Annotated in this window: 21 protein-coding genes and 1 riboswitch; of the genes, 9 read left to right on the top strand and 12 right to left on the bottom strand. The window is 37.2% G+C overall.

Going from position 1 to position 26,806, the window contains the following annotated elements:
* Together QUF93_RS27360 and QUF93_RS27355 are read left to right on the top strand one after the other, a co-directional pair.
* The gene (locus QUF93_RS27360) at positions 1 to 1,551 is read left to right on the top strand and encodes a zinc ribbon domain-containing protein (RefSeq protein WP_289360795.1); all 1,551 of its coding nucleotides are present in this window, start codon (positions 1 to 3) and stop codon (positions 1,549 to 1,551) included.
* Between the two features lie 12 nt (positions 1,552 to 1,563).
* A complete protein-coding gene (locus QUF93_RS27355; RefSeq protein ID WP_289360794.1) occupies positions 1,564 to 2,943 on the top strand; it encodes a zinc ribbon domain-containing protein in 1,380 nt (459 codons plus the stop codon).
* A gap of 46 nt (positions 2,944 to 2,989) precedes the next feature.
* Here QUF93_RS27355 and QUF93_RS27350 read toward each other — a convergent pair whose 3' ends face one another.
* Positions 2,990 to 3,292 (bottom strand): DUF3910 family protein, encoded by a 303-nt coding sequence (locus QUF93_RS27350; RefSeq protein WP_289375889.1) that lies wholly within the window; start codon positions 3,290 to 3,292, stop codon positions 2,990 to 2,992.
* A gap of 84 nt (positions 3,293 to 3,376) precedes the next feature.
* On the bottom strand, positions 3,377 to 4,258 hold the full coding sequence (locus tag QUF93_RS27345; protein ID WP_289360792.1) for a cell wall-binding protein EntA: 882 nt from the start codon (positions 4,256 to 4,258) through the stop codon (positions 3,377 to 3,379).
* Between the two features lie 676 nt (positions 4,259 to 4,934).
* On the opposite strand from QUF93_RS27345, the gene opuD reads away from it, so the two are divergent.
* Together opuD and QUF93_RS27335 are read left to right on the top strand one after the other, a co-directional pair.
* Positions 4,935 to 6,452, top strand: a complete 1,518-nt coding sequence (gene opuD / locus QUF93_RS27340) for a glycine betaine transporter OpuD (protein WP_289360791.1) — start codon at positions 4,935 to 4,937, stop codon at positions 6,450 to 6,452.
* A 250-nt stretch (positions 6,453 to 6,702) separates the two neighbouring features.
* Positions 6,703 to 6,837, top strand: a complete 135-nt coding sequence (locus QUF93_RS27335) for a hypothetical protein (protein ID WP_002123916.1) — start codon at positions 6,703 to 6,705, stop codon at positions 6,835 to 6,837.
* Between the two features lie 153 nt (positions 6,838 to 6,990).
* On the opposite strand, the gene QUF93_RS27330 is transcribed toward QUF93_RS27335, so the two are convergent.
* The 6 genes from QUF93_RS27330 to QUF93_RS27305 all read right to left on the bottom strand — a co-directional run bounded on the left by QUF93_RS27330 (position 6,991) and on the right by QUF93_RS27305 (position 16,185).
* Positions 6,991 to 8,292, bottom strand: coding sequence for a glycosyltransferase family 2 protein (locus QUF93_RS27330; RefSeq protein ID WP_289375888.1), 1,302 nt, complete (start codon positions 8,290 to 8,292; stop codon positions 6,991 to 6,993).
* Positions 8,289 to 9,044 (bottom strand): PleD family two-component system response regulator, encoded by a 756-nt coding sequence (locus QUF93_RS27325; protein WP_289360789.1) that lies wholly within the window; start codon positions 9,042 to 9,044, stop codon positions 8,289 to 8,291. The genes QUF93_RS27330 and QUF93_RS27325 overlap by 4 nt, the downstream gene beginning before the upstream one ends.
* 278 nt (positions 9,045 to 9,322) lie before the next feature.
* Positions 9,323 to 10,534: a NupC/NupG family nucleoside CNT transporter gene (locus tag QUF93_RS27320; RefSeq protein ID WP_289360788.1), complete on the bottom strand. Its 1,212-nt coding sequence runs from the start codon at positions 10,532 to 10,534 to the stop codon at positions 9,323 to 9,325.
* 363 nt (positions 10,535 to 10,897) lie between these two features.
* The gene (locus QUF93_RS27315; RefSeq protein ID WP_289375886.1) at positions 10,898 to 12,598 is read right to left on the bottom strand and encodes a C40 family peptidase; all 1,701 of its coding nucleotides are present in this window, start codon (positions 12,596 to 12,598) and stop codon (positions 10,898 to 10,900) included.
* 211 nt (positions 12,599 to 12,809) lie between these two features.
* A complete protein-coding gene (locus QUF93_RS27310; protein WP_289375885.1) occupies positions 12,810 to 13,694 on the bottom strand; it encodes a D-amino-acid transaminase in 885 nt (294 codons plus the stop codon).
* Between the two features lie 562 nt (positions 13,695 to 14,256).
* A complete protein-coding gene (locus QUF93_RS27305; protein ID WP_289375884.1) occupies positions 14,257 to 16,185 on the bottom strand; it encodes an LTA synthase family protein in 1,929 nt (642 codons plus the stop codon).
* Between the two features lie 551 nt (positions 16,186 to 16,736).
* On the opposite strand from QUF93_RS27305, the gene QUF93_RS27300 reads away from it, so the two are divergent.
* A complete protein-coding gene (locus tag QUF93_RS27300; RefSeq protein ID WP_002112935.1) occupies positions 16,737 to 17,102 on the top strand; it encodes a YkvA family protein in 366 nt (121 codons plus the stop codon).
* 47 nt (positions 17,103 to 17,149) lie between these two features.
* Positions 17,150 to 17,641 carry a metal-binding protein gene (locus QUF93_RS27295; RefSeq protein ID WP_289375882.1) on the top strand — a complete coding sequence of 164 codons (492 nt, stop codon included), beginning with the start codon at positions 17,150 to 17,152 and terminating at the stop codon, positions 17,639 to 17,641.
* 201 nt (positions 17,642 to 17,842) lie between these two features.
* On the opposite strand, the gene QUF93_RS27290 is transcribed toward QUF93_RS27295, so the two are convergent.
* Complete coding sequence (locus QUF93_RS27290) at positions 17,843 to 18,160, bottom strand: magnetosome magnetite crystal formation protein family (RefSeq protein WP_002123936.1); 318 nt, start codon at positions 18,158 to 18,160, stop codon at positions 17,843 to 17,845.
* A gap of 292 nt (positions 18,161 to 18,452) precedes the next feature.
* Between QUF93_RS27290 and lldP the strand changes: the two genes are divergently transcribed.
* Both lldP and thiC read left to right on the top strand, forming a co-directional pair.
* Positions 18,453 to 20,111, top strand: a complete 1,659-nt coding sequence (gene lldP, locus QUF93_RS27285; RefSeq protein ID WP_289360782.1) for an L-lactate permease — start codon at positions 18,453 to 18,455, stop codon at positions 20,109 to 20,111.
* Between the two features lie 70 nt (positions 20,112 to 20,181).
* Positions 20,182 to 20,297, top strand: a riboswitch (TPP riboswitch).
* 112 nt (positions 20,298 to 20,409) lie between these two features.
* On the top strand, positions 20,410 to 22,170 hold the full coding sequence (thiC, locus tag QUF93_RS27280) for a phosphomethylpyrimidine synthase ThiC (RefSeq protein ID WP_289360781.1): 1,761 nt from the start codon (positions 20,410 to 20,412) through the stop codon (positions 22,168 to 22,170).
* Between the two features lie 101 nt (positions 22,171 to 22,271).
* Here the strand turns inward: thiC and QUF93_RS27275 are convergent, their stop codons facing one another.
* The 3 genes from QUF93_RS27275 to cydA all read right to left on the bottom strand — a co-directional run bounded on the left by QUF93_RS27275 (position 22,272) and on the right by cydA (position 26,377).
* The gene (locus QUF93_RS27275; RefSeq protein WP_289360780.1) at positions 22,272 to 23,630 is read right to left on the bottom strand and encodes an arsenic transporter; all 1,359 of its coding nucleotides are present in this window, start codon (positions 23,628 to 23,630) and stop codon (positions 22,272 to 22,274) included.
* Between the two features lie 373 nt (positions 23,631 to 24,003).
* Positions 24,004 to 25,029, bottom strand: coding sequence for a cytochrome d ubiquinol oxidase subunit II (locus QUF93_RS27270; protein ID WP_002123943.1), 1,026 nt, complete (start codon positions 25,027 to 25,029; stop codon positions 24,004 to 24,006).
* Positions 25,022 to 26,377, bottom strand: a complete 1,356-nt coding sequence (cydA, locus tag QUF93_RS27265) for a cytochrome ubiquinol oxidase subunit I (protein WP_289360779.1) — start codon at positions 26,375 to 26,377, stop codon at positions 25,022 to 25,024. Before cydA ends, QUF93_RS27270 begins: the two co-directional genes overlap by 8 nt.
* 269 nt (positions 26,378 to 26,646) lie before the next feature.
* Between cydA and QUF93_RS27260 the strand changes: the two genes are divergently transcribed.
* Positions 26,647 to 26,781, top strand: a complete 135-nt coding sequence (locus QUF93_RS27260) for a hypothetical protein (protein WP_002123947.1) — start codon at positions 26,647 to 26,649, stop codon at positions 26,779 to 26,781.
* Positions 26,782 to 26,806 lie beyond the last annotated feature (25 nt).

The following is a 26,806-nucleotide window of genomic DNA, read 5'->3' as shown; positions in this document are numbered from 1 at the left end:
ATGTATTGTCGTACGTGCGGAAAACAACATGGTGAAGAAGTGAATTATTGTCCTAATGAAGGAAGTATGGAGATTGCGGGGGCAGTAGATACAGTAACGTTAGATCGAGATACTGCTAAATATTGCAGAGGTTGCGGTAATGAAAATGCGCAGCAAAATTTATATTGTCAAAAGTGTGGGCATTCTTTATTTGTTGTTAAGCAAAAAGAACAAATTGTAAAGTTACCTACGATGGATAGTGCTCCGAAAGTTGCATTTACAGTAGATAAAGCAGCTTTAAAAACAGGCTTTATTGGTGGGGCTATTGCAAGTGTTCTCATGTTAGTTGCCGGTTGGATTGGAAGTTTATTATTTGCTTCTATATTAAGTGAGATGTTTAGCAATCTTACGAAAGAACTGGAAATGCTACCAAGATTTTATGCAAGCGCAACTTCTACCTTATTAAATTATCATTTGCTTGGTTTTACAGCCGGTGATGATAGTGGATTGATGTTATCTTTATCTTGGCATACGCCATTCGTTTTATTATTAATTGTTCCATTCATTATTTTGGCTGGTACAGGAATATGGTTAGGAAAACAACGTGTTGCGAAGACGATTAAGGATCAAATCTTTGTAGCAGCAACAGTCGGTATTATATATGGGATCTTTTTACTTATTATAAGCTTTGTAGCAGCACAATCTTTTATAATTCCATTCTCAGATGCAGGCAAGATAACAGTTGGTTATTCAGCTGTAAAGAGCTTCCTAAGTGGTTTTGTATGTGGAACGTTATTCACTTTAGTAGGATTTATTGTTCATACAAGCAAAAACAATATGGCAGCAGCGTTTCAAGAGTTAATGCCATATGGAGCAGCTATTTATTATGGGATTTCATCTATGATAAAAGGACTTTTAGTGACAGCGTTAGTAATGTGCGTTGTAGCTATGGCATTAGTAAGTAACGAAGACAGTGTTGAACCATTAAAAGAAATGGAAGCTTCAAAAACGCAAGGTGCATTATTAGCACTAGAATTAACACCTCAATTATGGAGTATGGCTCATTTTTCTCCGTTAGAAGTATCAAGTCCAGCATTTGATCATGAGTTTAAAAGAATTAGTAAGAAATCAGTTGATAACAAATTAGCATTTTCATTCGTATCGGGCATTTCTGTAAATGGAGTTGGGATGAAAGATATAGTGATTGCACAAGGAGGAACACAGGAAGATATCGCTGAGGTTGATGAAGTAAATGGCGGATTCCATTATGGTTTATTGTTACTTGTGATTCCGTTATTCCTTATGTTTAGAGCAGGTAGAAAATTAGCAGAATTACCGACTACTAATATGTATATTACACTAGCGGTATGTAGTGGCTCTTACACAATTATGATGATTGTAATGAACATAATTTCTAAGTTCCGAATTGATGTGTCTGGAAATGTAATGAATGTATTCGAGGCAAGTGGCACGGTGCTATCTATGCAAAATTCATTTATATATTTAACTTTGTTTAGTCTTATTGTGACATATGTAGCGGCGTTCGCTGGAATGAAATTAGCTAAGAAATAGGGGGAGAGCATATTGAAGTTTTGTGGAACTTGTAAAAAGCAGGTCGCAGACCATTTGAACTTTTGTCCTGAGTGTGGAAGTAAAGTAGAAGAAATTGCTGATCAAACAGCTTCTTCTCGTTCAGAAATGCAGAGAGAAACAAAGCCAGTGAAAAGTAAGAAAAACATGTTTTTACTTATAGGTTTTGTCATTGTTTTTGCTATTTTGTTTGGCGCATATAAATTCGGTGCAAGCAAGTTTTCGAAGGAAAAGCAAGTAAATGCAATGATCGAAGCATTTCAAAAGAAAGATGTGAATGCAATCGATGAGTTTTTGAAAGTAGACGATCCAAGCTTAAAGGTGAAGACAGAAGATATTAAAGCGTACATACGTTATTTAAAGGATAACCCTTCGTACAATAAAGCATTACTGTCTTATTTACAAAAAGAGACAGTAAATCAAAAGTTAGCAAGTGATAAAGCATCTTTTAAAGATGGGCAAATTATAGAAGACGGGAAAGAGTGGTTCTTATATCCGAAGTATAAGTTCAGCATGAAATCTTATTACATGAGTGTTAGCACAACTGCAAAGAATGCTGAAATATATGTGAATGATAAAAAAGAAACAGAGCTTTCTAGTGATAAAACCTCGAAAGAATTAGGTCCATACTTCCCAGGTGCTTATGTTGTAAAGGCGAAGGCGAAGACAGAACTTGCTGAATTAGAGACAGAAAAAGAAGTAGATTTAGCAGACGAAAAGAATGGGACAGTAGAAGTGAATTTGTCACTTGAAGGAAATTATGTAACCATTTCTTCCGATGAAAGCGACGCAACTGTTTTTGTGAATGGTAAAAAACGTGGGAAATTAAGTTACGGTAGCTATAAACTTGGTCCTGTACCGACAGATGAAACTGTTGAAGTACATTTAGAGAAAAACACTGATTTTGGTGTCATTAAATCTGAAAGCATCAAAGTTGGAGACCAAAGCACATATTATTTAAAGTTCCCGAAAGAAACGTCAAACTCGGCAGTTGGTGAATTTGTACGAAATCATATTTATAATAACGTGCGTGCAATTTCATTAAATGATTTTAGCTTAATTGAAAATGATTATGATAAGAGCGGGAAATCGTATAAAGAAGACCGTGAATACTTACAATATCTACACAAAAAAGGAATTACAGAAGATTTATTAACGATGGATATTCGTAATGTAGAACGTCAAAGTGAAACGAAATATAAAGTAACGACATATGAAGAGTATCATATTCGTTACGGTGATGGCTCTGTAAAATTCAAGAGCTTTAATAATGACCATATCGTTACTGTTAATGGAAATGGACAGATATTGTACCATTCTCTTGGAGCGAATAATACGCTGAAATCAGAGGAAGTATCTGGTCCGACTCGTTAATATAGGAAAGACTATCTCTTGTAATGGAGATAGTCTTTTTTTGCAATTAGGAGCGTGTTTGCTTTAATATCGCTTGTACATATGGATTATTTAATATTTGTTCTATAAGCGGTAGCATTCCTTGCTCGAATGGAATATCAATAGGGAATGGTTTTTGAGAGCCTGGCTTTATTCCGTATTGTACGATTTTGTAATGTGTATTTTCTTCATGGCCGAGCACAATTAATTTATAGCGATTGTCATCATTTGCGAGTGAGAAGTCAATTGCGATTGCATCGTATGTTACATCATCTTTATATATGTATGGTTTTGGTGTACCGACCCAGTCTACTTTTTCTTGTAAATTCATGGATGTAACCTCCTTATATATATTATAAAAAAATAAAAGCCAGCTCTCAATAAAGAGAACCGGCTGTAATTTAGCAGTCATTGGTTATTTTAAAATTTTCACTTTAACAGTTTTGCGTCCCCATTTTTGAGCAGCGCTATCTGATCCAAGTAGAATGTCGATACGGTTACCTTTAATTGCACCGCCAGTATCTCCAGCGATTGCTTCTCCATAACCTTCTACCCATACTTTAGATCCTAATGGGATTACTTTCGGGTCAACAGCGATCATTTTCATGTTTGGGTTCGCTGTTAGGTCATGACCCATTGCAGTTAGTACACGGCCGCCGTATGTGCCACCGTTTTCGCTCGGATGAGCTGTATATGCTGTAGCTACAACATTTAACTCACGACCACCAGACGGTTCGCTAGTTTCAGCAGCTTTCACAGCAGGCTTAGCAGCTGTTTTTACTGGTGCAGGTGCTTGAGCTTTAGCTTTAGCTGGTACTGCAGCTTTAGTAGGAGCAGGCGTTTCTTGTTTTTCAATAACAGGTGCTGTACCTGTTAAGAAAGGAACATGAACATAAGCCTTTTTCCCGTTATATTCAAATTGTAACCACTCATTTTGTACTTGGTTCGTTGTTTCGATCATATCGTCTTTCTTAAGCGTCCCAAGAATTTCTGAGTTTGTGTTCGCTTCAGCACGTACATTTAATACGTTAGCTGTTACATAGTAAGAGCTTTTTGTAAACTCTGTACTTACGAATGCGTCTTTACCATCTAATTTGATTTGTGACCATCCGTTTTCTGTATTTAGAACATCTAATTTATGACCATTTAGTAATTTATCGACAACTTTTGATTCAGTAGTAGGGTTTTCTCGTACGTTTAGTACGTCTGTTGTTACAACAGTTTCTGCGCTAGCAGATGATGTGAAAATCCCAAGACCAAAAACTGCTGCTGTTGCTATACCAATTAATTTTTTCATGATAGCCTCCATTGCGTTTGTTTTCGTGTCCTCATTATAGCAACAGATTTTTTCGGATTTGGGGAAAACACACAATTACAAACCATTCGTAACGAGTCGTTAACACTTTGTAACATAGTAAGAAATGAAGAAAAGCGTTTTTCACTCCGGATTTTTAGTAGGTTTATAGTTAAAGTCAAAATTTTTAATACAACATGTTTTTTCAGTGGAGATAAAAACATTACGTGAATGTTACGTGATGATTACTATACGGTTACAATCCTTGAGTATTTTACCGTTTTATGGGTAATATAGTTATATAAACATAAACATTTCGTTTGTGAAATTATAAATACGTGCTATATACTAGCAAAAAAACCGCATAATTGTTACAAGAAGAAAGGGTTGTGAAGAATAAATCTGCCCTTTTTTAAAACTGTAACACATCCTTTTTTGGGAAAATCTCTTCCCATCCGCATTTTTCTCACGCAATTTGACAGTAGTATTCCTATCTTTTAGCTCTTGCAGAGTGAAAAGGTTATACGGAAGGTAAGGCTGTCCATAAGAATTCTAATTGGTGAAGGCGAAATTGAGAGAGCCGAAAGAAAATCACTGCAAAAACTATAGTTTTCTATCCGATTTAACATATCGGAATTTATGATATTTACAAAAAATGAAACATACGAAGGGGGATTTGATGAGGAAACTGACGAAAACATTTATTGTCTCATTAACATTATGTATTGCATTTACAATTTGGGGGATTATTCCCGAATCTATTATTGGAAAAGGTAACTTAGGAAATGTAACGACTGCAATTCAAGCTGTATTAGTTAGTAAGTTTGGATGGTTCTATATTATTTCCGTTTCTATTTTCTTAGGAATTGCTATCTTCTTAATTGTTTCTAAGTACGGTTCGATTCGTTTAGGTAAAGATGATGATGAACCTGATTATAGTTATATGACATGGTTTGCTATGTTATTTAGTGCTGGCATGGGAATCGGTTTGGTTTTCTGGGGCGTTGCAGAACCGTTGAATCATTTATACACACCTCCGTTTGGAGAGGGTGCGACTGAAGAGAGTGCACGTCTTGCACTTCGTTTCTCATTTTTCCATTGGGGATTACATCCGTGGGGATTATATGCACTTGTAGCATTGTGTATTGCGTATTTTACATTTAGAAAAGGAAGAGCAAGTACAATTAGTGCGACAGTAGGTCCGCTATTTAAGGGCGGTGAACATGGCCGTATTGCCCATATGTTTGATGTTCTAGCTGTATTTGCGACAGTATTTGGTGTGGCGACATCATTAGGACTTGGGGCAAAGCAAATTGCGGGTGGTGTTAGTTATTTAACATCCATTCCAAATTCATTACCGACACAGCTAGTAATCATCGGAATTGTAACTGTTCTTTATATGCTATCTGCACAAACGGGACTCGATAAAGGAATTAAATATTTAAGTAATGCGAATATTATTTTAGCGTTTGCACTTATGATAATTGTATTATTTGCAGGTCCAACAAACTTTATTATGAATTATTTCACTTCAACAATCGGATCATACATTCAAGAATTGCCAAGTATGAGTTTCCGTTTAAGTCCATTAAATGAAGGCGGAAATCAATGGATTCAGTCATGGACAATTTTCTACTGGGCATGGTGGATTGCATGGTCACCATTCGTAGGTACGTTTATTGCTCGTGTGTCACGCGGGCGTACAATTCGTGAATTTGTTATTGGTGTGTTACTCGTACCAACAGTAATCGGTGCGCTTTGGTTCTCTGTTTTCGGAGGAACAGGTATTCACATGGAATTGTTCGACGGAGCGAATATATATGGCCAAATTAAAGAAATGGGCACAGAAGTAGGATTGTTTGCTATGTTAGACCAGATGGGTGGCATAGGACCAGCTTTATCTGTACTAGCTATTTTACTTATTTCAACATTCTTTATTACATCGGCAGACTCTGCTACGTTTGTTCTAGGGATGTTAACGACACATGGTAGCTTAAACCCACCAAATCGCATCAAAATGGTTTGGGGTATTGTTTTAGCAGTAATAGCTTCGACCTTATTGTATGTTGGTGGATTAGAGGCGTTGCAAACTGCGTCGATTATTGCGGCATTCCCATTTGTATTTGTTATTTTCTTTATGATTGCAGCACTATTTAAAGAGTTGCAAAAAGAAGGGCGTATGAAGCAACATAAATAATAGAAGGAAAGGGGCTGATTTTATATCAGCTCCTTTTTTAATGCAAATATTAGGAAAAGTGTGGATAGCTGTAGTTTAAAAAGGAAAATCGATATGTTTCGACAATATCCGATATTATGTAAATTATGTTCATATTTTTGACAAAAATATGTCGGAAATGTGTTGTCACTTTTATGTATATGTGCTATATTATTTCCTGTAAGCGATTTCAAATAGTTTTAAAGCGCATTCAAGGGGGACAACTAGAATAATGAAACGTTACGAAAGAAAGTGGAAGCATATTTGTTTGAAACGTGTGGCACATCGCAATGTCCAAGAAAGCACGGAACCAAAGACTGAAACTCGTAAAGAGCATCAAGAGAAGCAATTGGTTCTACAAAAATAGCAATCACTTTTTCGTATATAAATGAAGGTCGATCGTTCGTTGGGGGATGGACGTGAAATAACTTTCAGCTAAGGGGTATTGTCTGATATATAGTATTACGGTAAAAAATAAGCACAGAGCATACGGCGCTCTGTGCTTATTTTTTAATGAAATCTATTTTTCTTTCTTAAATCGTACTGTTTTATCCCAACCAATTACTTGTTTCTTGCTCTTTGCACGTAAGTAAAGAATGAGACTGCGAATAAACAAATACGTAAAGAGCTGTGCGTACGTAAAGTACATAATGACGCTTATGAAAATATTGGTCGGTGTAAAGGTTCGTTCGACGCTCTGGGCACTAAATAATTGAGAAACATATGTAATATATGCGACATACCACATAAATAGTAATGGAATGCTATATTGAATTTGGAATATCCCGAGCAGTCCAATTACAAACCAAACGTTTGAAATGATTAGGAATAGCCAAAATACGACATACACTAAAACTTGTTGTAAGGAATGGACGAGAAGTTTCCCTTTAAAGAAGCTTAACGAAGAAAACATTTTTTCTAAAATGTATAAGTTTCCTTGAAGCCAACGTGTACGCTGTTTAATAAGAATTTTTAAATGCTCTGGTTCTTGTTCCCATGTAATCGATTCCGGGACGATTGGTAAGAGATAGCCCTTTTGGGTAATTCTTAATGTTAATTCGGCATCCTCTGCAATTGCATAAGGATCATAGCCGCCAAGCTCTTCTAATGCAGAACGACGAAGAAGCATGTTTGTTCCGGTTAGTGAACCTGTTTGGAATAATAGCCAGCGTCCAGATTGCATAAGGAGCTGGAAAATCTGAAATTCTAATGAAATCATTCGTGTAAGCCAATTTCTTTTCTCATTTACTGTACGAACGTGTCCAACTGCTCCAACGGCATCCTGGGTTGTTTCAGCATGTTCTACGAGCATTCGTAATGCATGTGGTTCAGGTTGATTATCTGCATCGTAAACACAGAAATATTCACCATCCGAAATGCTAAGGCCGTAGTTTAATACACGCGATTTTCCTTTCGGTTCGCCAGGTGGTACACGAATGTGATGAATATGAGCATAAGCTTTGTCGAAATCATCACCAATTTCAGGTGTTTCATCTTGAGAGTTATCGTTTAATAAATAAACGTTTAGTTTGCCTGGGTATTCAATCTTTGCCATTGCTTCTAATGTATCTTTAATAACAACCTCTTCATTATGGGCAGGTATTAAAATATCTACACTTGGATAATGTTCTAGCGTACGATCTTTTCGTTTACTATTTCGATGAATTAAGCCCGCAATTGTTAAGAAAGAGTAATAAACGAGTAAACCAGAGAATAGAAAGGCTGTAAAAATCAATACATATTTAATTGAAAATGTGATGCTGATCCAGAAAACAAGTACACAAAACAAAATAAATAAAAGAAGCATAAAGAGTGACATCATAATGGGGCATGTCCTTTTGTATTGATTTGTTCTCGTTTTATTTTAATATCTTGAATTGCTTCAGCAGCAAGCCATTGCTCCATTTTTGGATGTAGACGGTTCATTACAATATCAGCACCAGCTTCATTTGTGTTTTGTAATAAAATGACTAATGTGTTGTTGTCATATTCAGCAGCAAGGTCAAAGTCAGTTCTGACTGTATCAACTAATAATGAAGCTACACGATCCATGACACTTTCCTTCGTATATTTACTAAAGGAAGTGAAATCAAAGAAAATGATAATGCCTGTTTCATTACGACGATTCATTGCAGTTGTTAATAATGCTTGTCGTCTGTCGAATTCTTGTCTTGTTAATAATTTTGATTCTCCAATGTATTGCTCAAGCACTCTCACTCGTTCAGTTAACTTTCTATTTTCAAGGATAACCTTTTTTAATAGATGGGTTGAAATATAAACAATGAAGAAGTTAGCTGCCATCAGGAAGTGGGTAATAATATATTCCCATTGATCTGATGTACTCCATAAGTGAAGCCACGCTTCATAAAATAAATAGAATACTGAAATAATGGTTCCCAGTATAAAGAAAACAAAGGCTGTTTTATCAGCTAAAAATAGGAATAGTACATTTACAATGACATATATAATTGTAAAAATGAGTGCGTGCTCATATTTCGTCACATGTACAGTAGTAAAATAAAATACAATTTGTAAAATCCACATAGAGAGGATTTTATAGGACTTATCTTTCACGAAACTTTCCTCCTTAAAGATAATTCGTGTGGGATATTTGTAGTATGCACAATTATTAAGAAATGGACCATGTAGCTGGAAGTCTTTTTTAAGTGAGCGAAATCAAGTAGTCTCCCTCTTTTACAAGAAAAAATAAACAGACATACTAATTGTTGTAACATATTGTCTATATATCTATATATCTATACATCTAGACATAAAGGGTTTAATATATATAAAAATTATATTTATAGTATATAAAAAAGCCTCCTCTTTAAAAGAGGAGGCTTTATATAAAATTATAGGAACATCATACCTGCAACTGCTGCGTTTAAGAAGTTCGCTAGTGTACCAGCGATAACTGCTTTAATCCCTAATTGTGCAATTTGTTTACGGCGAGTAGGAGCTAACGTTCCTGTTACACCTAATTGAATTGCGATAGAAGAGAAGTTTGCAAAACCACAGATTGCGAATGTTAAAATTAGATTTGTTTTTTCAGAGAAATCTGCCATGTGTGGTCCTAAGTTTGCGTATGCAACGAATTCGTTGATTGCAAGTTTTTGACCGATGAAACTTGCTGCTTGTATAGCTTCACCTGGAGAAACCCCGATTAAGATTGCAAATGGTGATAGTAAGTAACCGAAGATTAAATCAAGGCTAAGCTTAATATCGAACCAAGAGCCAACCCATCCTAATAGACCATTTAATAGAGCGATCAATGCGATGAAAGCCATTAACATTGCTGCTACGTTAATAACAAGTTGCATACCTTCAGATGCACCACGTGCAGCTGCGTCGATAACGTTTGCGTCTTCACGTTCTGTAGAAAGTTCAACGTTGTTATCTACTTTTTCTGTCTCTGGCATAATTAGTTTTGCAATTAATAAACTTGATGGAGCTGCCATAATTGCTGCTGCTAATAAGTGTTCTAATGGAATTCCCATTGCTGCATAGCCGACAAGAACTGATCCGGCAACAGCTGTCATACCACTTACCATAATAGTGAAGAACTCACTGTTAGTTAAGCGTGCTAAGTAAGGTTTGATTAAGATTGGTGCCTCAGTTTGTCCTAAAAATACAGTTGTTACTGAGTTTAAACTTTCTGCTTTCGAAGTTCCAAGAAGTTTACTTAATGCGCCACCAACGATACTAACAAATTTCTGCATAATACCGAAATGATATAAGATTGCAACTAATGAACTAATAAATACAATTGGAAGTAGTGCTTGAATCACGAAGATAAATCCCCAAGGTCCTTTTGCGTTGACTAAATCCCCAGCAACGAACCTAATTCCCTCGTAAGAAAAATTAATTAAGCCTTGAACACCGTCAGCAGCGTGTTTTAAAACTGCTTTTCCAGCATCCCATCGTAATACGATAAATGAAAATGACATTTGTAATGCTAGCGCGATTAAAATTGTGCGCCAATTAATAGCTTTGCGGTTGGAAGATAATAAGAAAGCGATTGCTAATACTCCAATCACGCCGCCAATTCCCCATAAAACATTCATGCAGTGTATGCTCCTTCCTCATAGTAAAAAAATGTATAAAACAGTTGTCTATACTTCTGCAAATATAACATCTTAAGTAACTTATCATAATGGACATCGGAGGTCAAACGTCTAACGAAAAGTTTGAATAAAAAGAAAATTATTTGAAAAAACACATATAAAATGAATCGACATGAAATAGGTTATGTTTTTTGTGGAAATATATACATTATGATAACGTTTTGGATAATTTTTATAGAATATAGTGTATGAAATAGGAAAATGAACGCATAATTTTTGCGTAGAGAGAATGAAAGGGGGTTACTATATTGAGCCCTTTAAAAAAGAGCCTTCTAGTAAACTAGAAGGCTCTGAAACTATCACTTAAGGTGCTTTTGTATACCCTAAGAAATGGCTTTTCCAATAAGAGTTGCTTAATGAAGCGATTGCTACACCTTTATCTCCAGATTGGATAAATGATCCGCCCCCAAGGTAGATACCCATGTGAGAAGGACCTGCTTTATAAGTGTCTTTGAAATAAATTAAGTCACCTGGCTGTGGATTTGAAGTTTGTGGTAAGCTACTCCAATATCCTGCAACACTTTGGCGGCTAATGTTATGACCAAATTTCTTATATACGTGGTAGATGTAACCACTGCAGTCAACACCGTTAGCAGAAGTACCGCCCCAAACGTATGGTACGCCTTGCATAGATTTCGCGTATGCAAGTAGAGAAGAACTGTCACCGCTATTATTGTTTGTATTGTTATTGTTATTTTGGTTGTCGTTAGGCTTATTATCTACTGCACCACCAACTGGTGTTTTAGATAGGAAACGTGTTCCGATGTAACCAGTTTGACCGTTGTAGTTAATTTTGCTCCATCCAGAGTTTTCAGAGATTACTTGAACCTTCTGTCCTTGTGGAAGTGCGCCTATGATTCTATAATTTGTACCTTCACCGCTACGTACATTTAGTGCAGAAACATTAATGTAATAGTCGCCAATTGCACCTTGGTTAGGCTGTTCAGGTTGTTCAGGAGTAGCGGTCCCACCTTTAACGAATTTCATGAATTCGCTACTAACGTAGCCTGTTTTTCCCTGATAGTTAACTTTAAACCAGCTACCTTCAGATCCAACTACGTTTAATGTCGTACCATTTAATACGCCACCAATTACGCTATGGTAAGTAGCAGGGCCTGTACGAACACGTAAAGATGTTGCGTTAACAACGTAAGTGCCGCCAGTTTGAACAGTTACATTATTGTTTTGTTCTTGGTTATTACCTTGCGTGACGTTTTCGTTAGAACCGCCTTTTGTTACGTAGTCTTTGCTTAAGTAAGCTGTTTGTCCTGCGTAATTGATTTTGAACCAATCTTGAACTTCGCCTACAACTTGTACTACTTGTCCTTTCTTAACAGAACCTATAGTTGGATGAGAAGTGCTAGGACCTGTACGAACGCGAAGGGAAGATACGTTTACTGTATAGTTTCCGCTTGCTGGTTGTACATTTATTTGGTCGTTATTGTTTGTAGAGCCCCCATTTGAAGAAACGCCAGATACAAATTCGCCACTAACATAACCTACTTGTCCGTTATGTTTGATTTTCACCCAACCATTTTCTTGACCGATAACGTTTAAAGTTTGTCCTTCATACACACGGCCTGAAATAGCACTAGAAGTGTTAGGAGCTGTGCGAACACGTAATACATTAGCAGTAACTTTATTGTTTCCACCTGTGCTTACATTGTTATTTGTTGCTCCGTTTTTTGATACAAATTCGCCACTAACATAACCTGTTTGTCCGTTATGGTTAATTTTGAACCAACCATTCTCTTCTCCAATTACGTTTAATGATTGACCATTATAAACGCGAGAGATGATGTCGTGAGAAGTACTTGATCCTGCACGAACGTGTAATACGTCAGCATTTACTGTATAAGATGAGTTGTTTGATGCGGAAGTTTGGACAGCTTGTGTAGCAGCTTTTTGTGTATTTTGTTCCGGGGCAGCTTGAACACTATCAAGTGTGGGTGCTGCTCCTCCTGCTACAGACACTGCCGCAAGACCGGCAAGGTATTTTTTCATAATTTGTCGATTCCTTTCTGTCTGTAATGTAGTGAAGAAATATTTACCAACTGTTAAAAATTCTAAAGAGCATGTCGATTACTGTCAAGACTTATGCGGGAATCTGAATATGACAAAAAGATTACAAGAAAAAAATCAAGGTATAAATCCGCACCTTGATTTCCATTTAAATACATATATTTGATGTGGAAAATGAGAAGATTATTCGTATTTAGGAAGATGTGCTGTTGGATTTTAAAAGGCTTTGAGAAAATGACCTTTGTAGTAATTTGGTGATAGAGCCAACTTGACCATCTTGAATCGCAGTTCCATCGAGATGGGTCATCGGCAAAATTTCAATAGTCGTTCCCGTAAAGAAGCATTCATCTGCTTGATAAACATCGCGAATGCTGAAAAGCTCTTCTTGTACAGGAAGTTGAAGAGTATTAGCTAAAGAAAGGACGTACTGACGAATAATGCCGTTTAAAATAAGGTGATTGGCTGGATGCGTATACAGTGTTCCGTTTTTTATGAGAAAGAAGTTAGAGTGGCTACCTTCAGTTACGATACCATTCCGTACGAGAAGTGCTTCTTTACAACCTTTGCGCTCAGCTTTCGTATAAGCTAATACATTTGGTAATAAATTTAGCGATTTAATATCACAGCGGAGCCAGCGCGTATCAGGTTCTGATATAGCACGTACACCGTATTCAATCCATAAAGCCGGTCTTTCTTTTTTTGAAATATAAGCATAGATTGTCGGAGAGGTGTCATATGAGAATGCATGTGCTCGAGCTTGTACACCACGAGATACTTGTAAATAAATCGTTCCATCTTCGTGGAAATTATTATTTTCAATTAGTTTGTAGAGTAATATGATGAGTTCTGCTTTTGAGAAAGGGAGCGATAATTCTATTTCTTCCATGGATCGATATAATCTTGTTAAATGTGGGTCTAATAAGTGAAAGTTTCCGTTATAAAGGCGAATAACTTCATAGATGCCATCGCCAAATTGTAAACCTCTTTCTTCAAGTTCTATGTACGCGCGATGTTTCGTTGTATCAATAACTGCATCATTCCATAGCACAAATCTTTCGTATGCCAATTTTCGTCCCATCCTTTCGTTAGTACATAAGTAACGTGAAACTTTAATTCATTCGGAATAAAAATCACTATAGTAATTTTTATGTGAGTAATTCTCTACATATGACGTATATGTATTTTTGAGACTCCCACGCCTAAAGACGATGGGCTTTCTCGTTGGGAACGGGCTGTAAATCATAGAGAAGTAATGATGATTTACAGCATTTTGTATATACAAATTCGAAAATGAGAAATAAGAATCCTGCTTTTTGAAAAAAAAAAGCAACATTCGTATGGAATGTTGCACAAGGAGGGTAGTTATCTTTCATAGGGACATTGCCTGATTAAAGGTTTTGTGTATGGAAACAAAAACACTTTAAAAGACAATTATAAGAAAGTTGAAAACAAATGATGCGCATATTTCTCTAAGGGATCTTATTAAAGATGAGAGATAAGAAATATGTGGAACCTTGTTTACATATTTTATTATAAAGATGCTTCGTTAATGTGGTGTAAATATTAGATGAAGGTTATGTAATTTTAAAGTTAATGTATAGAAGAATTTGTAGGGAGGAAAATAAAAAAAGAGGCTGAGATTACTCAGCGCTCTTCTTTTCTTCTTTAATAGCTGTTTTTACTTCACCAGTTTTGATTTTATTGCTTTCAGAGAAGCGAAGTAAGTCGCCTTCAATGATTTTGTCTGACATGTTTAATTCATTTTGTGCACGATCAATAAGTGGTTGAGCTTCTTCTTTCGGTAATTGTACAACTTCACCTGTGTTACGGTCGTAGAATGTACTGTTTGTGTACATGTACTTATCTGTAATGAAGCTACCGTCACGAAGAACAACGAATCCTTTATTGTCTGGTGAGAATACGTCATGACCGAATTGAATTTGATTCGTAGAATCTATACCAAGTAAGTTTAGAATTGTTGGTTTAATGTCAATTTCACCAGTTGGTTTTGAAATTGTTTTACCTTCTTTTTGACCCGGAACGTGAATAAACATCGGTGTTTTTTGTAAGTTCATCTGGTCAAATGTAGTAATTTCTTCTTTTCCTAAGAACTGTGCCATTGCACGGTTATGGTTTTCAGAAATACCATAATGGTCACCGTAGAATACGATAACAGAGTTGTCATAAATACCTTCTGCTTTTAGACGCTCAATAAAGTGTTTCATTGCTTCGTCTAAGTAGCGAGCTGTTACCATATAGCGGTCAAATACTCCATCACCAGAGTTGTACGGCTCGATTAATTTCGTACTGTCATCATAAGTGAATGGGTAATGGTTTGTTAAAGTAAGGAAGCGAGTATAGAACGGTTGCTTCACTTGTTTTAACATATCGATAGACTGATCGAAGTATTCGATATCTTTTAATCCCCAATTTAATTTTGTTTCTGGCGTAATCTTGTAGTCAAGCTCGTTGTAGTAACGATCATAACCAAGTGCCGGATACATAATGTTACGGTTCCAGAACGTTGCGTTGTTCGCGTGGAATACTGATGTGTGATATCCTTGCTGACGTAAAATTTCTGGAGTTGCTGTATATTCGTTATTACCGTGTGTGAAGAATACAGCACCACGGTCTAGTGGATACATTGAAGTATCTACTAAGAATTCAGCATCAGATGTTTTTCCTTGCCCAGTTTGATGGAAGAAGTTATCGAAGTAATAACTTTCTTTCGCAAATTGGTTTAAGAATGGTGTAACTTCTTGTCCGTTAACTTGCGCACCAATTAAGAATGTTTGTAACGATTCAAGAGAGACAACAATTACGTTTTTCCCTTTTGCAGTACCGAACATATTTGGATCTGGTTTACTTTGTGTTGTTTTCACATAGTTTTCTGCTTCTTGTAATTTACTACTATCCGCAAATGCTTTTTGTGAACTTGATTTTGCTTGTAAGCCAAGGTCGTATGCTTGGTGTACATATAATCCTAAGTTTTTAACAAGCATAACGCGGTCGAATGAACGTGTTAATAGTTCTGGACGCTCAGCTTCTGCAAATCCTAGGTTTACGAAGAAAATAGCAATTGTTGACACGAAGTATAGGGAACGCATCGGACGTGCTACACGCTCTGTCGGTGCGAAATTTTTCTTCTTCTTCAATAGAACGAAGAATACGATAATATCCGCAAATGCAAGGATGATTTTGTAGTTAAATAATTCTTTCACACTAGAACCTAAACTTCCGAAATTAGACGTTTGTCCTAATACTGGTAAAGTAACGAAGTCATTGTAGAATCCGTAGAACATTACGTTACCAACAAGAATGAACGTTAAAATAAAGTTAATTCCTAGTGCTATATAGTTACGTTTTTTCCCTTTTGCAAATAATGCAAGACCCACAAACAGTAATGATGCTGCTAATGGACTAATGAATAAAATGAATTCTTGCATGAACGATTCAAGTTTTAAATCGAAGCTAGTGCGTGTAATGATGTAGGTTTTTAGCCATACGGCCAAAGCTACGAATAAAGTGAAACGCACATTTTGAAATTGTGATTTCATGGTTTCTTTCATTCATTTCCACCCTTTCTCTATCAGGCTTGGTCGATTTTGGAGCGAAAAATGTTAAAATAAAAAATACATAGTTTTCTTGGTCATAATTAGAGTTTCTATATTCACCCATATACGACTTTAACTATGCATACCCTTTTTGGTTTCTTGTGCTGCTCATAAGCATAACGTCATTTCTGTATTATACAACAAAATTCATTTCTGAGAAACACTATAACATTTTACATTTTTTGTATGTGATTTGTCACTACCAGAGAAAACTTTAACATTCGTTTATAGGCTCGTCAACTAGAAAATATAACAAAAATAGAAAAGAATGTTAAGCGAAATTGAAAGTTTTTTGGTTGAGAAATATGGAATAGAAATCTTTAAGTGGTTGTCTAGAAAACTATTATATGAAGGAAAATACGAAAAAATTAACGAACACTTGTTCTTTTTGGTTTTGTTTGTTACAATGAAATTTCATTGATAGATTATGTGTAATTTTGATGAACTTTTACTGATAACATAACATATTGTAGCTTATTTCTTTTGAAAAATAGGGAGGCTTTTGAATGAAACAAAAATTTTCAGTTGAAGCGTTTTGGAAGAAAATAAAACATGTTGCGAAGCAGGCAGGGCAGTCGGTAATCTATGCGAGTTTATTGTTGTTTTACGTTTTGCAAAGACCGGATGTTCCAAAACGAGTGAAAATTATTGTAATCGGAGCACTTGCTTATTTCATTGCACCGATTGATGCAATCCCAGATTTAGTTGCTGGAATTGGTTATACGGATGATTTAGGTGCGTTAATGGCCGCACTATTACAAGCATCGATATACGTAAATGAAGAAGTGAAAGATAAGGCACGAGTGAAGTTGGCAGAATGGTTTGGTTCGGATATAGACACATCATTTATCGATCAAAAATTAGATCAATAGGTGAGACCTGTCGGATGACAGGGCGAACGTAAGCGAGGAAGTGCATTATGCCATCAGGAAGAACGCATACGAAAATAAACTTAATATCCCTTCCGGTTGTTTTGTTTATGCTCTTTTCGTATGGATTAACAAATTTTGATTTTTTATTAACTTTTGCAATTGGATTTCTAGTAGGTACTTTCTTTTTAACACCGGATTTAGATACGTATAGCAATGCGTATAATAAATGGGGATTACTCCGCATTTTTTGGTATCCATATAGGAGCGTAATGCCCCATCGTTCCTTCTTCACGCATACGATTATAATTGGTGATATTATTCGTATTGCATACATGTTAATCGTGTTTTCTCCGTTTTTATTCCTATTAAATATAATAGCGCTCGATGGGAATTTAATAGAAATTGCGAAGGAACACGAGATTGAAATTGTAACGTTTGTAATGGGAATTGTTGTGGCGAGTACGCTCCACATTATAGCGGATAAAGCGAATACGCGCCGAAAGAAAATGATGAGAAAAAAGAAGAAACGCAGAAGATAAAGTGAAACTTTAATCAGTGGGGGTTCATCCCCCACTGATTATTAGCCCTCACCAATCAGGCGTTTACGGGCAGCCCGGCTCCCACCTAACTTCTTTGCTCCAGCCGAATTTTGAGGTGGGAGTCTTACTGCCCGCAAATAGCGGGAAAAAAGGACACTTGCAATTTGCAAGTGTCCTTTTTAATTAAATGTTTGTTTAAAATTAAGCTTTCAGTACTTTAATACCTTTTACGATATTCCAAATGAAGTAGTATAAGCTAATGATTCCGCAAATACATAAGACAATCATTGCTCCAATTCCAAGTGTTACGTCTGGTCGATCAGATCCGATGCCCATAATTCCTAAAATAATTAGGCCGATGAATGTAGCTATACTTGGAATAATGTGTGTCCATAGCGCACGTTTTGCATGTGGTTTTGTTTCAGCATCGCCCACAATCCAAACGATAATTGGGAATAAGATAGGGGCAAATAGTACACTAAAGTATGATAAAGCAGCTAGTATTTTGTTTCCGTTCATATATATCACCTCATAAATAATGTCCGTTGTTATACTTTTAGTATGCAGTAAATTTGGCAAGCTTACTATCGATGAACATTACAAGAACGTGACGTTTTTGTAAGATTTGCATATTAAATAATGAAATTTTCAAAAAAATCTTTTTTAATGGAAATTGTTGTGATAAAGTAGAAGTTAGTGAAAACGTTTTCTTAGACGTTTTTTATTTTTAGACTTAAAGGTATGATGACCTGATAGTCTATTGATAAGGTTATATCTATTTAAAAGGGGATTCTTTAGGGGGGAGAGAACAATGAACACATGGACACAAGTTTACGATCCGTTCGGTAACATTTGGATTTCGGCAGCAGTCGCACTTATTCCAATCATCTTTTTTTTCTTAGCTTTAGCAGTTTTCCGCATGAAGGGGTATGTGGCAGGGTTTATTACAGTTGTATTAACGATTTTGGTGGCTTTATTTGCGTATAAAATGCCATTCACAATGGCAATGGCAGCGACCGGATACGGTTTCTTATACGGATTATGGCCAATTGCGTGGATTATCATTATGTCAGTATTTTTATATAAAATTTCTGTGAAAACAGGTCAATTTGATGTCATTCGTGCATCTGTATTATCCATTACGAATGATCATCGTTTACTCGTTATTTTAATCGGTTTTTCATTTGGAGCATTTTTGGAAGGAGCAGCAGGATTTGGTGCACCAGTAGCGATTACGGCAGCGCTTCTTGCAGGCCTTGGCTTAAATCCTTTATACGCGGCTGGTCTTTGTTTAATCGCAAATACTGCACCAGTAGCATTCGGAGCGATGGGAATTCCGATTACAGTGGCTGGACAAGTAACTGGTATTGATCCGCATAAAATCGGACAAATGGCTGGACATCAATTACCGTTCTTATCATTATTTGTTCCGTTCTTTATCGTATTTTTAATGGATGGATTTAAAGGGGTAAGACAAACATGGCCTGCTCTATTTGTAGCGGGTAGTTCATTTGCAATTACACAGTTTATTACAGCGACGTTTTTAGGGCCAGAACTTCCGGATATTACGTCAGCGCTTGTAAGTTTAGTAAGTTTATCGCTATTCTTAAAAGTTTGGCAGCCGAAAGAAATTTATCAGTCTAAAGAAGCGAATAGTGAAGTAGCAGCAACAAAGGCGACATCTATGCCGAAACTAACGGTAGGAAAAGTAGTAAAAGCATGGTCTCCGTTCATTATTTTAACTGTGATGGTAGTCATTTGGAGCCAAAGTTTCTTTAAAGCATTATTCGCTCCAGGCGGCGCATTAGAAAGTCTTGTATTTAAGTTTGAAGTTCCAGGCTTACACAATTTAGTAATGAAAGCAGAGCCAATTGTAAATAAACCAACACCTTATGAGGCAATTTTGAAGCTTGATGTATTATCAGCAACTGGAACAGCAATTTTAATTGCTTGTATCATTTCTATCTTTATTTTGAAAATGAGTGCAAAAGATGCAGTAGCAACATTTAAAGAAACGTTAAACGAACTTAAGATGCCAATTCTATCTATCGGATTCGTATTAGGATTCGCATTTATCGCAAATTATTCTGGTTTATCTTCTACATTAGCGCTAGCACTTGCAGGAACTGGCGGGTTATTCCCGTTCTTCTCACCATTCCTAGGTTGGATCGGTGTATTTTTAACAGGATCAGATACGTCAGCGAATGCACTTTTCTCGAATTTACAAGCAATTACAGCGCAGCAAGTCGGTGTATCTGAAGTGCTTCTCGTTGCAGCAAATACAACGGGCGGTGTAACAGGTAAAATGATTTCTCCGCAATCGATTGCGATCGCTTGTGCGGCAGTTGGTCTTGCTGGGAAAGAATCAGATCTGTTCCGCTTTACAGTGAAGCATAGTTTATTCTTCGTAATTATTGTGGGGATTATGACTTATGTACAGGCTTATTATTTAACTTGGATGATTCCGTAAACAAAAAAGAAATAACCTTTGCATTTTTCAGATTATCATGTATGATGGGAAAGTATTGAAAATTAAATCAGTGATAAACTAGGGGTGCCTAACGTATGCGTAGGCTGAGAGAGAAGCGTGTGAACTTCTTAACCCTTTGGACCTGATCTGGCTCGTACCAGCGTAGGGAAGTTAACGGCTTTACATAATTATGTCTTTATGAGCCAGGTCCTTATTTTTTTATGGACCTGGCTCTTTTTATTTTGGCATACGCTGGCCATATCTCGTCCTTGTCACGTACAGGGGGGCAACAAAGGTTATGAAACAGTCTGTTTCAGCTGAGCAAATTGAATTGAAATCGAGTTTACCAGGAAGTAAGAAAGTTTATGTGGATGGACCATGGGAAGGTATGAAAGTACCGATGCGCGAGATTGCACAAAGCGATACGAATGGTGTTCAAAATCCGCCAATCCGTGTGTATGATACGAGTGGACCTTATACAGATCCTGAGTATAAAGTGGAGCTGGAAAAGGGGATTCCAACGCCGCGCCATTCTTGGATCATGAAGCGCGAGGATGTAGAGGCATACGAAGGGCGCGAAGTAAAACCAGAGGATGACGGTGTCAAGGTGGCTTCAAAACATACACCTGTTTTCCCGCAAATGGATCGCAAGCCGCTTAGGGCGAAGCAAGGTGCAAATGTTTCGCAAATGCATTATGCGCGTAATGGTATTATTACGTCTGAGATGGAATATGTTGCGATTCGTGAAGGGGTAGAGCCTGAATTTGTTCGTAAGGAAATTGCAGAAGGTCGTGCCATTTTACCAGCGAATATTAATCATCCGGAAGCAGAACCGATGATTATCGGACGTAATTTCCACGTGAAGGTAAATGCAAATATCGGAAACTCTGCTGTATCTTCTTCTATTGCAGAAGAAGTAGAGAAGATGACGTGGGCGACTCGCTGGGGTGCAGATACGATTATGGATTTATCTACAGGCAAAAATATTCATACAACACGTGAGTGGATTATTCGTAATGCTCCGGTACCAGTTGGAACTGTGCCAATTTATCAAGCGCTTGAAAAAGTAAACGGAATTGCAGAGGATTTAACGTGGGAAGTGTATCGCGATACGTTAATTGAGCAAGCGGAGCAAGGCGTTGATTACTTCACGATTCACGCCGGTGTATTACTCCGTTACATTCCAATTACTGCAAAGCGTATGACAGGTATTGTTTCGCGCGGTGGTTCGATTATGGCGCAGTGGTGTTTATTCCATCATAAAGAAAACTTCTTATACACTCATTTTGAAGAGATATGTGAAATTATGAAGCAGTACGACGTTTCGTTCTCTCTTGGAGATGGATTACGTCCAGGATCGATTGCAGATGCAAATGACGAAGCGCAGTTTTCTGAGCTTGAAACACTTGGTGAATTAACGAAAATTGCTTGGAAGCATGATGTGCAAGTTATGATTGAAGGACCTGGGCATGTACCAATGCATTTAATTAAAGAGAATATGGAGAAAGAGCTTGATATTTGTCAGGGCGCGCCGTTCTATACACTTGGACCGTTAACGACAGATATTGCGCCAGGTTATGACCATATTACATCAGCGATTGGAGCTGCAATGATTGGCTGGTTCGGAACTGCGATGCTTTGTTATGTAACACCGAAAGAACATTTAGGTTTACCAAATAAAGATGATGTTCGCGAAGGGGTTATTACGTACAAAATTGCTGCGCATGCGGCTGATCTTGCGAAAGGGCATAAAACGGCTCATCAGCGTGATGATGCACTTTCAAAAGCACGCTTCGAATTCCGCTGGCGCGATCAATTTAATTTATCTTTAGATCCTGAACGCGCGATGGAGTATCATGATGAAACATTGCCAGCAGAAGGCGCGAAAACAGCTCATTTCTGTTCGATGTGTGGACCGAAGTTTTGTAGTATGAGAATTTCACATGATATTCGTGAATATGCGAAAGAAAATGATTTAGAAACGACAGAAGCAATTGAAAAGGGTATGAAAGAGAAATCGAAAGAATTTAAAGACATCGGTAGTCATTTATACCAATAATACGTTACACCTCTTTACTTGATTGATCACACTGTAGTACCTAACTTAATTATAGAAGAAGCCCCCTTTGCTAAGACGGTAGCAAAGGGGGCTTCTGTTGTCTATAAGGAGAAGAATAAGTGTACCCAGTAGTATAAGAGGAATAATGTGACGACTGTTGTGAGTGGGATTACGATGAGAGATACGCTTAAATAATCTTTCCATTTCACCTTAATTTTGTTTTGTCTTAGTATATACATCCAAATGAGAGAAGCTAGCGTACCAATTGGTAATAATAGTGAACCGATGTCACTACCAATGATATTTGCGAGATAAATCGTTTTTAATGTGACTGGATCTAGTCCCATTTCCGTTAACGTAATGGTACCAATCATAAGTGCAGGGTGATTATTGAAGATGTTAGAGAGGATAGATACAAGTCCGCCCATCGCAAAGCTTGCATAGAGTAGATGCTGATTTACAACTGGCTCGAGCCAATTTACAAGTGCTGCTGTTAATCCTGCGTTGTGAAGCCCGTAAATAATTACATACATAGAGAAAGCGAAAATTAAAATGTGCCACGGTGTCTTTTTCAAAATATCGACTGGGTTTGTTCGTAAGTAGTACCATCTCCAGATGAGAAGAATGAGTGAACCGAGTACAGCAACAATTTCGATTGGGATCGATAAGAAGGATGCAACGAATAGAAGACAGCGCATAAGGAAGACGAAGCCTAATACTTTTAACATGAATTTTGTACGTTTTTGTTTCGTATCAACAGAATTTTTTCCTTTTAACGGATGGAAGTTTTTCGTGAAAAAAATCTCTTCAATATCATATGAAGAAACAGGTAATCTTTTTGGAAGTTTTTTCTTTAAAACTGTATACATGAGCCATGACATAAACAGTAGTCCTAGTGTTGCAGGTACAAACATCATAGCTGTATGCATATAAAGAGTCATATTAACAATATTTAATGCGATTAAGTTTACGATATTACTTACACCGATTGGTGCACTAGATGCAGTGGCGATTAAAGCACCGCTTAATAAATAAGGGATTTGTTGATGAGGTTTTAATCGAAGGTTTTTCAGAAGTAAAATCAAAATCGGTGTTGTAATTAAAATACTACCGTCGTTATTGAATAAAAGAGTCATAAGAAAACATAATAATTGAATATACCAGTATAAACGGCGACCGGAGCCCTTTGCTAAATTTGCAAGTTTTGCTGCGGACCAGTGGAAGAAGCCGAAGCTTTCTAATATAACCGCCATAACGATGGTCGCTAATATCGTTATAGAGGCACCGCCGATTTTACTTATAATGTCCATGACGTCTGGTTTTGATACAAGTCCAGTAATGAGGATAATGCCAGCGCCGACTGCTGCCGGCCATGCCTCATTTAAGCCACGGGGTCGCCAAAAGACAACAATCATTGTTAAGAAGAATACAATAATAGTAATCCATATTTCAATGCTCATATTTAACCTACCTTTCTATTTTCCCTTGAACAAATGTAGCTTGTCTCAAGTTTATATTGGTAGTATATTCAGCAAAAAATAAGAAGAACTAGACGTATAATGGAATGATGTGAATATGTGTTTTTTGAGCTATAGGACAAGTATCAGTGGTAGTGTAATAACCATTAGGAGAGACGTCTAATAAATAGGGGCATTCTATGTACGAATGCCCCTCATTTATCCCGCTATTTGCGGGCAGTAAGACTCCCACCTCAAAATTTGGCGAATGCGAGGGAGTTAGGTGGGAGCCGGGCTGCCCGTAAAAGCCCGATTGGTGAGGGCTAATAATCAGTGGGGGATGGATAAAACCTCCACTGATTAAAGTTTCACTTTATTATTTTTCCTTCAAAAAAGTTCGATCCTTCAAGAATAAATTCCAGAAGAAAATAAATCCGGGTAGCAAAATTGCAATCCCGATTGCGTAAAGAATAAGAAGCGCATAGAATGTTTCGACCGTCGTAAAGCTTGTAAATACAGTTACGTCCGGGTAAATGATATACGGTAAATGGGCGACGCCGTAAGCGTAGCTTGCAAATGCATATTGAGCGACGACAGCTAAAACTGCAATGCGAGGAAAGCCTAGTGTGCCATACTTTTTATTTGTCCACCAAAGGGAGGAATATCCGATAACAAATAAAACGATAGAGACTGTAAACCATGGGAATTGCTTTATTAGTCCTTGCATAAGCCAGTGTGTTTCAGGGTCCATTACAACGAGAGCGATAATAGCAGTCACGAGCGTTGCAGGACCAAGTATGATGGCGTTTCTTCTATAAATTCGGTACGTATCTTCAGAACCTTGTTCCCTAGCAAAATCAGCAAGAAAGAGAGATGATAGAAATAGTTCCGAAGTTAGTCCGAAGAGCATATAACAATAAATAACGGGACTAGAAAGAAGTTTTCCGTAAAGGAGCACTTCTTTTCCTTCAGACATCGTAATATAGGCACCTTCTGTAACGGGCAGAACGGTAATTAATAGAGCTGGGATTAAGAGCCCTGTAATACCTGAAATAATACGAAGAAGGTGTTGATACTTTGGCAGGGAGTAAGCAAATACCATAAATGTACTGCGAATCGCAACGAGTACTAAAATTAACATAACTGGTACAAACATAACCGTTGCAAGGGTAAAGGCCGCTTTTGGAAAGAAACCGAGAAAAGCGACAACGACAAAGACAAGAAACGTATTTGTTACTTCCCAAGTTGGTGATAAGTACCGATTAGCAAGCTTGGCAGCGAGCGTTGGATGTTTAGCGTATACCATGCCCCAAAAGCCAGCTCCAAAATCAATGGACCCTAGTATGCTATATACGAAAATAAGAGCCCATAAGATGATGATTGCAATGCTTTCCTCATGCACGAGAATCGCCTCCTTGGTGATGTAAATCATTCTTTAATGGATGTTTCTTAAAGAATGTCCGTAGTACAAAGACGGTTAAAATAGCGAGTCCGATATATAAAATGATGAATAGAACAAATAAAGGTCCGACGAAATCAGCACGTGTAGAAGCATCTACTGTGCGTTGCATGCCATAAATTGTCCATGGCTGACGACCACTACAACTGAAAATCCATCCGAATTCAATACCGAGCATCATAACTGGTCCGCATGCCGCGGTACCCCAAAGAAGCCACTTCGGTAACTCCGCTTCTTTTTTTCGATAAACAAAGTACCAATACATGAGGGCAATAGCTGCGACAGCAAAGGTAAAAGCAGCGGCACCAACCATTAAGTTGAAAAGTGTATGTGTATAAAATGGTGGCCACGTTTCTTGCGGGAATTCATTTAGCCCTTTTACGACGGTACTAGGATCGAGTCCTACTAATAAGCTGAGCATGTTCGGAATTTCGAGTGCATAGTTTAGTTCAAGTGTATTAGGGTCAACAACCCCGCCAATCGATAAAGGTGCATGCGATGTCGTTTCAAACAAAGCTTCAGCAGATGCTAGTTTTTCTGGTGAATGTTTATGTAAGGCAATCGCGGATTCATGTCCAGAAATCCACATCGTAGCACCTGTGATAAATGTAACGACAAGCCCTAAAAGTAATCCTTTTTTATGATAAGCAATTTCACGCACACTTAAATTCTTCTTTAATAATTTAAATCCAGCGATAGAAGCGATAACAGCTGCCCCAGCTGCATAGGCCGTAATAACAACGTGGAATGCACTTGTGCCAAAGCTCGGATTAAAGAAAGCTTTCCACGGATCAACGTTAAAAACTGAGCCATCTGGCCCCATTGAAAAGCCCGCAGGTGTATTCATCCATGTATTTGCTGATGTAATAAGCACGGCGGATGCAGTGGCACCAATCATAACGAAAAATAGAGAGACTAATCTCATAACTGGAGGTAGTTTATCAGCTGCATATACGTAAATAGACATGAATAAAGCCTCTAAAAAGAAGGCGAAAATCTCAATTTGAAACGGAACGGAAATAACTTGTCCAACAATTTTGGCGAAACCAGGCCAAAGAAGTGAAATTTGTACACCAACAATTGTTCCAGTTGGAATTGCTACACCGAGAAGGATAGCAAAAGCCTTTGTCCATCTTTTTGCCATAATGGCATAATCAGAATCTTTCTTCCAGTGATACAATATTTCACTTAAAAAAATCATTAAAGAAAGCCCGACGCCAAGCGTTGCAAAGATAATGTGGAATGCTAATGAAGAACCAAAAAATGCCCGTGCTAATGTTACGGTATCCATGTGTATACTCCTCTTCTTTTTTGCCATTATTTTCTGATTGAATTGGAAAATTTATTCAAAAAACTGCCAAAAATATATATGCATTTAAAAAAGGGAATGTGGTAGTATTATTTTTGAATATTCGAAAAAGAAAGAAATGTGAGTTAGGTAATATTTTGTTTGTTTTTTAGAGAGGAATATTTTATAATCTTTTATGCGAACATAAGTTCCGTCTTGGCGTATTACGTTTATGAAATGAAGAAGTTTATGTGAAATGGAGAGGGTATCTTATGTATCCTGAAGTTATTAAAAAGATGGCATTTTCAAAAGAGCATAGAGATTTATTATTAAAGTTATATAATAAAGAAATTACACGTCGTGAATACGATCGACTTGTGGAATCGCTATATAGACCTTCTAAATAGGTTTGTGGGGGAGACAATCTAGCGG

Origin of the sequence: Bacillus hominis (assembly GCF_030348325.1) — a bacterium.
Lineage (GTDB): Bacteria > Bacillota > Bacilli > Bacillales > Bacillaceae_G > Bacillus_A > Bacillus_A hominis.
This window is presented reverse-complemented; position numbering and strand designations above follow the sequence as displayed.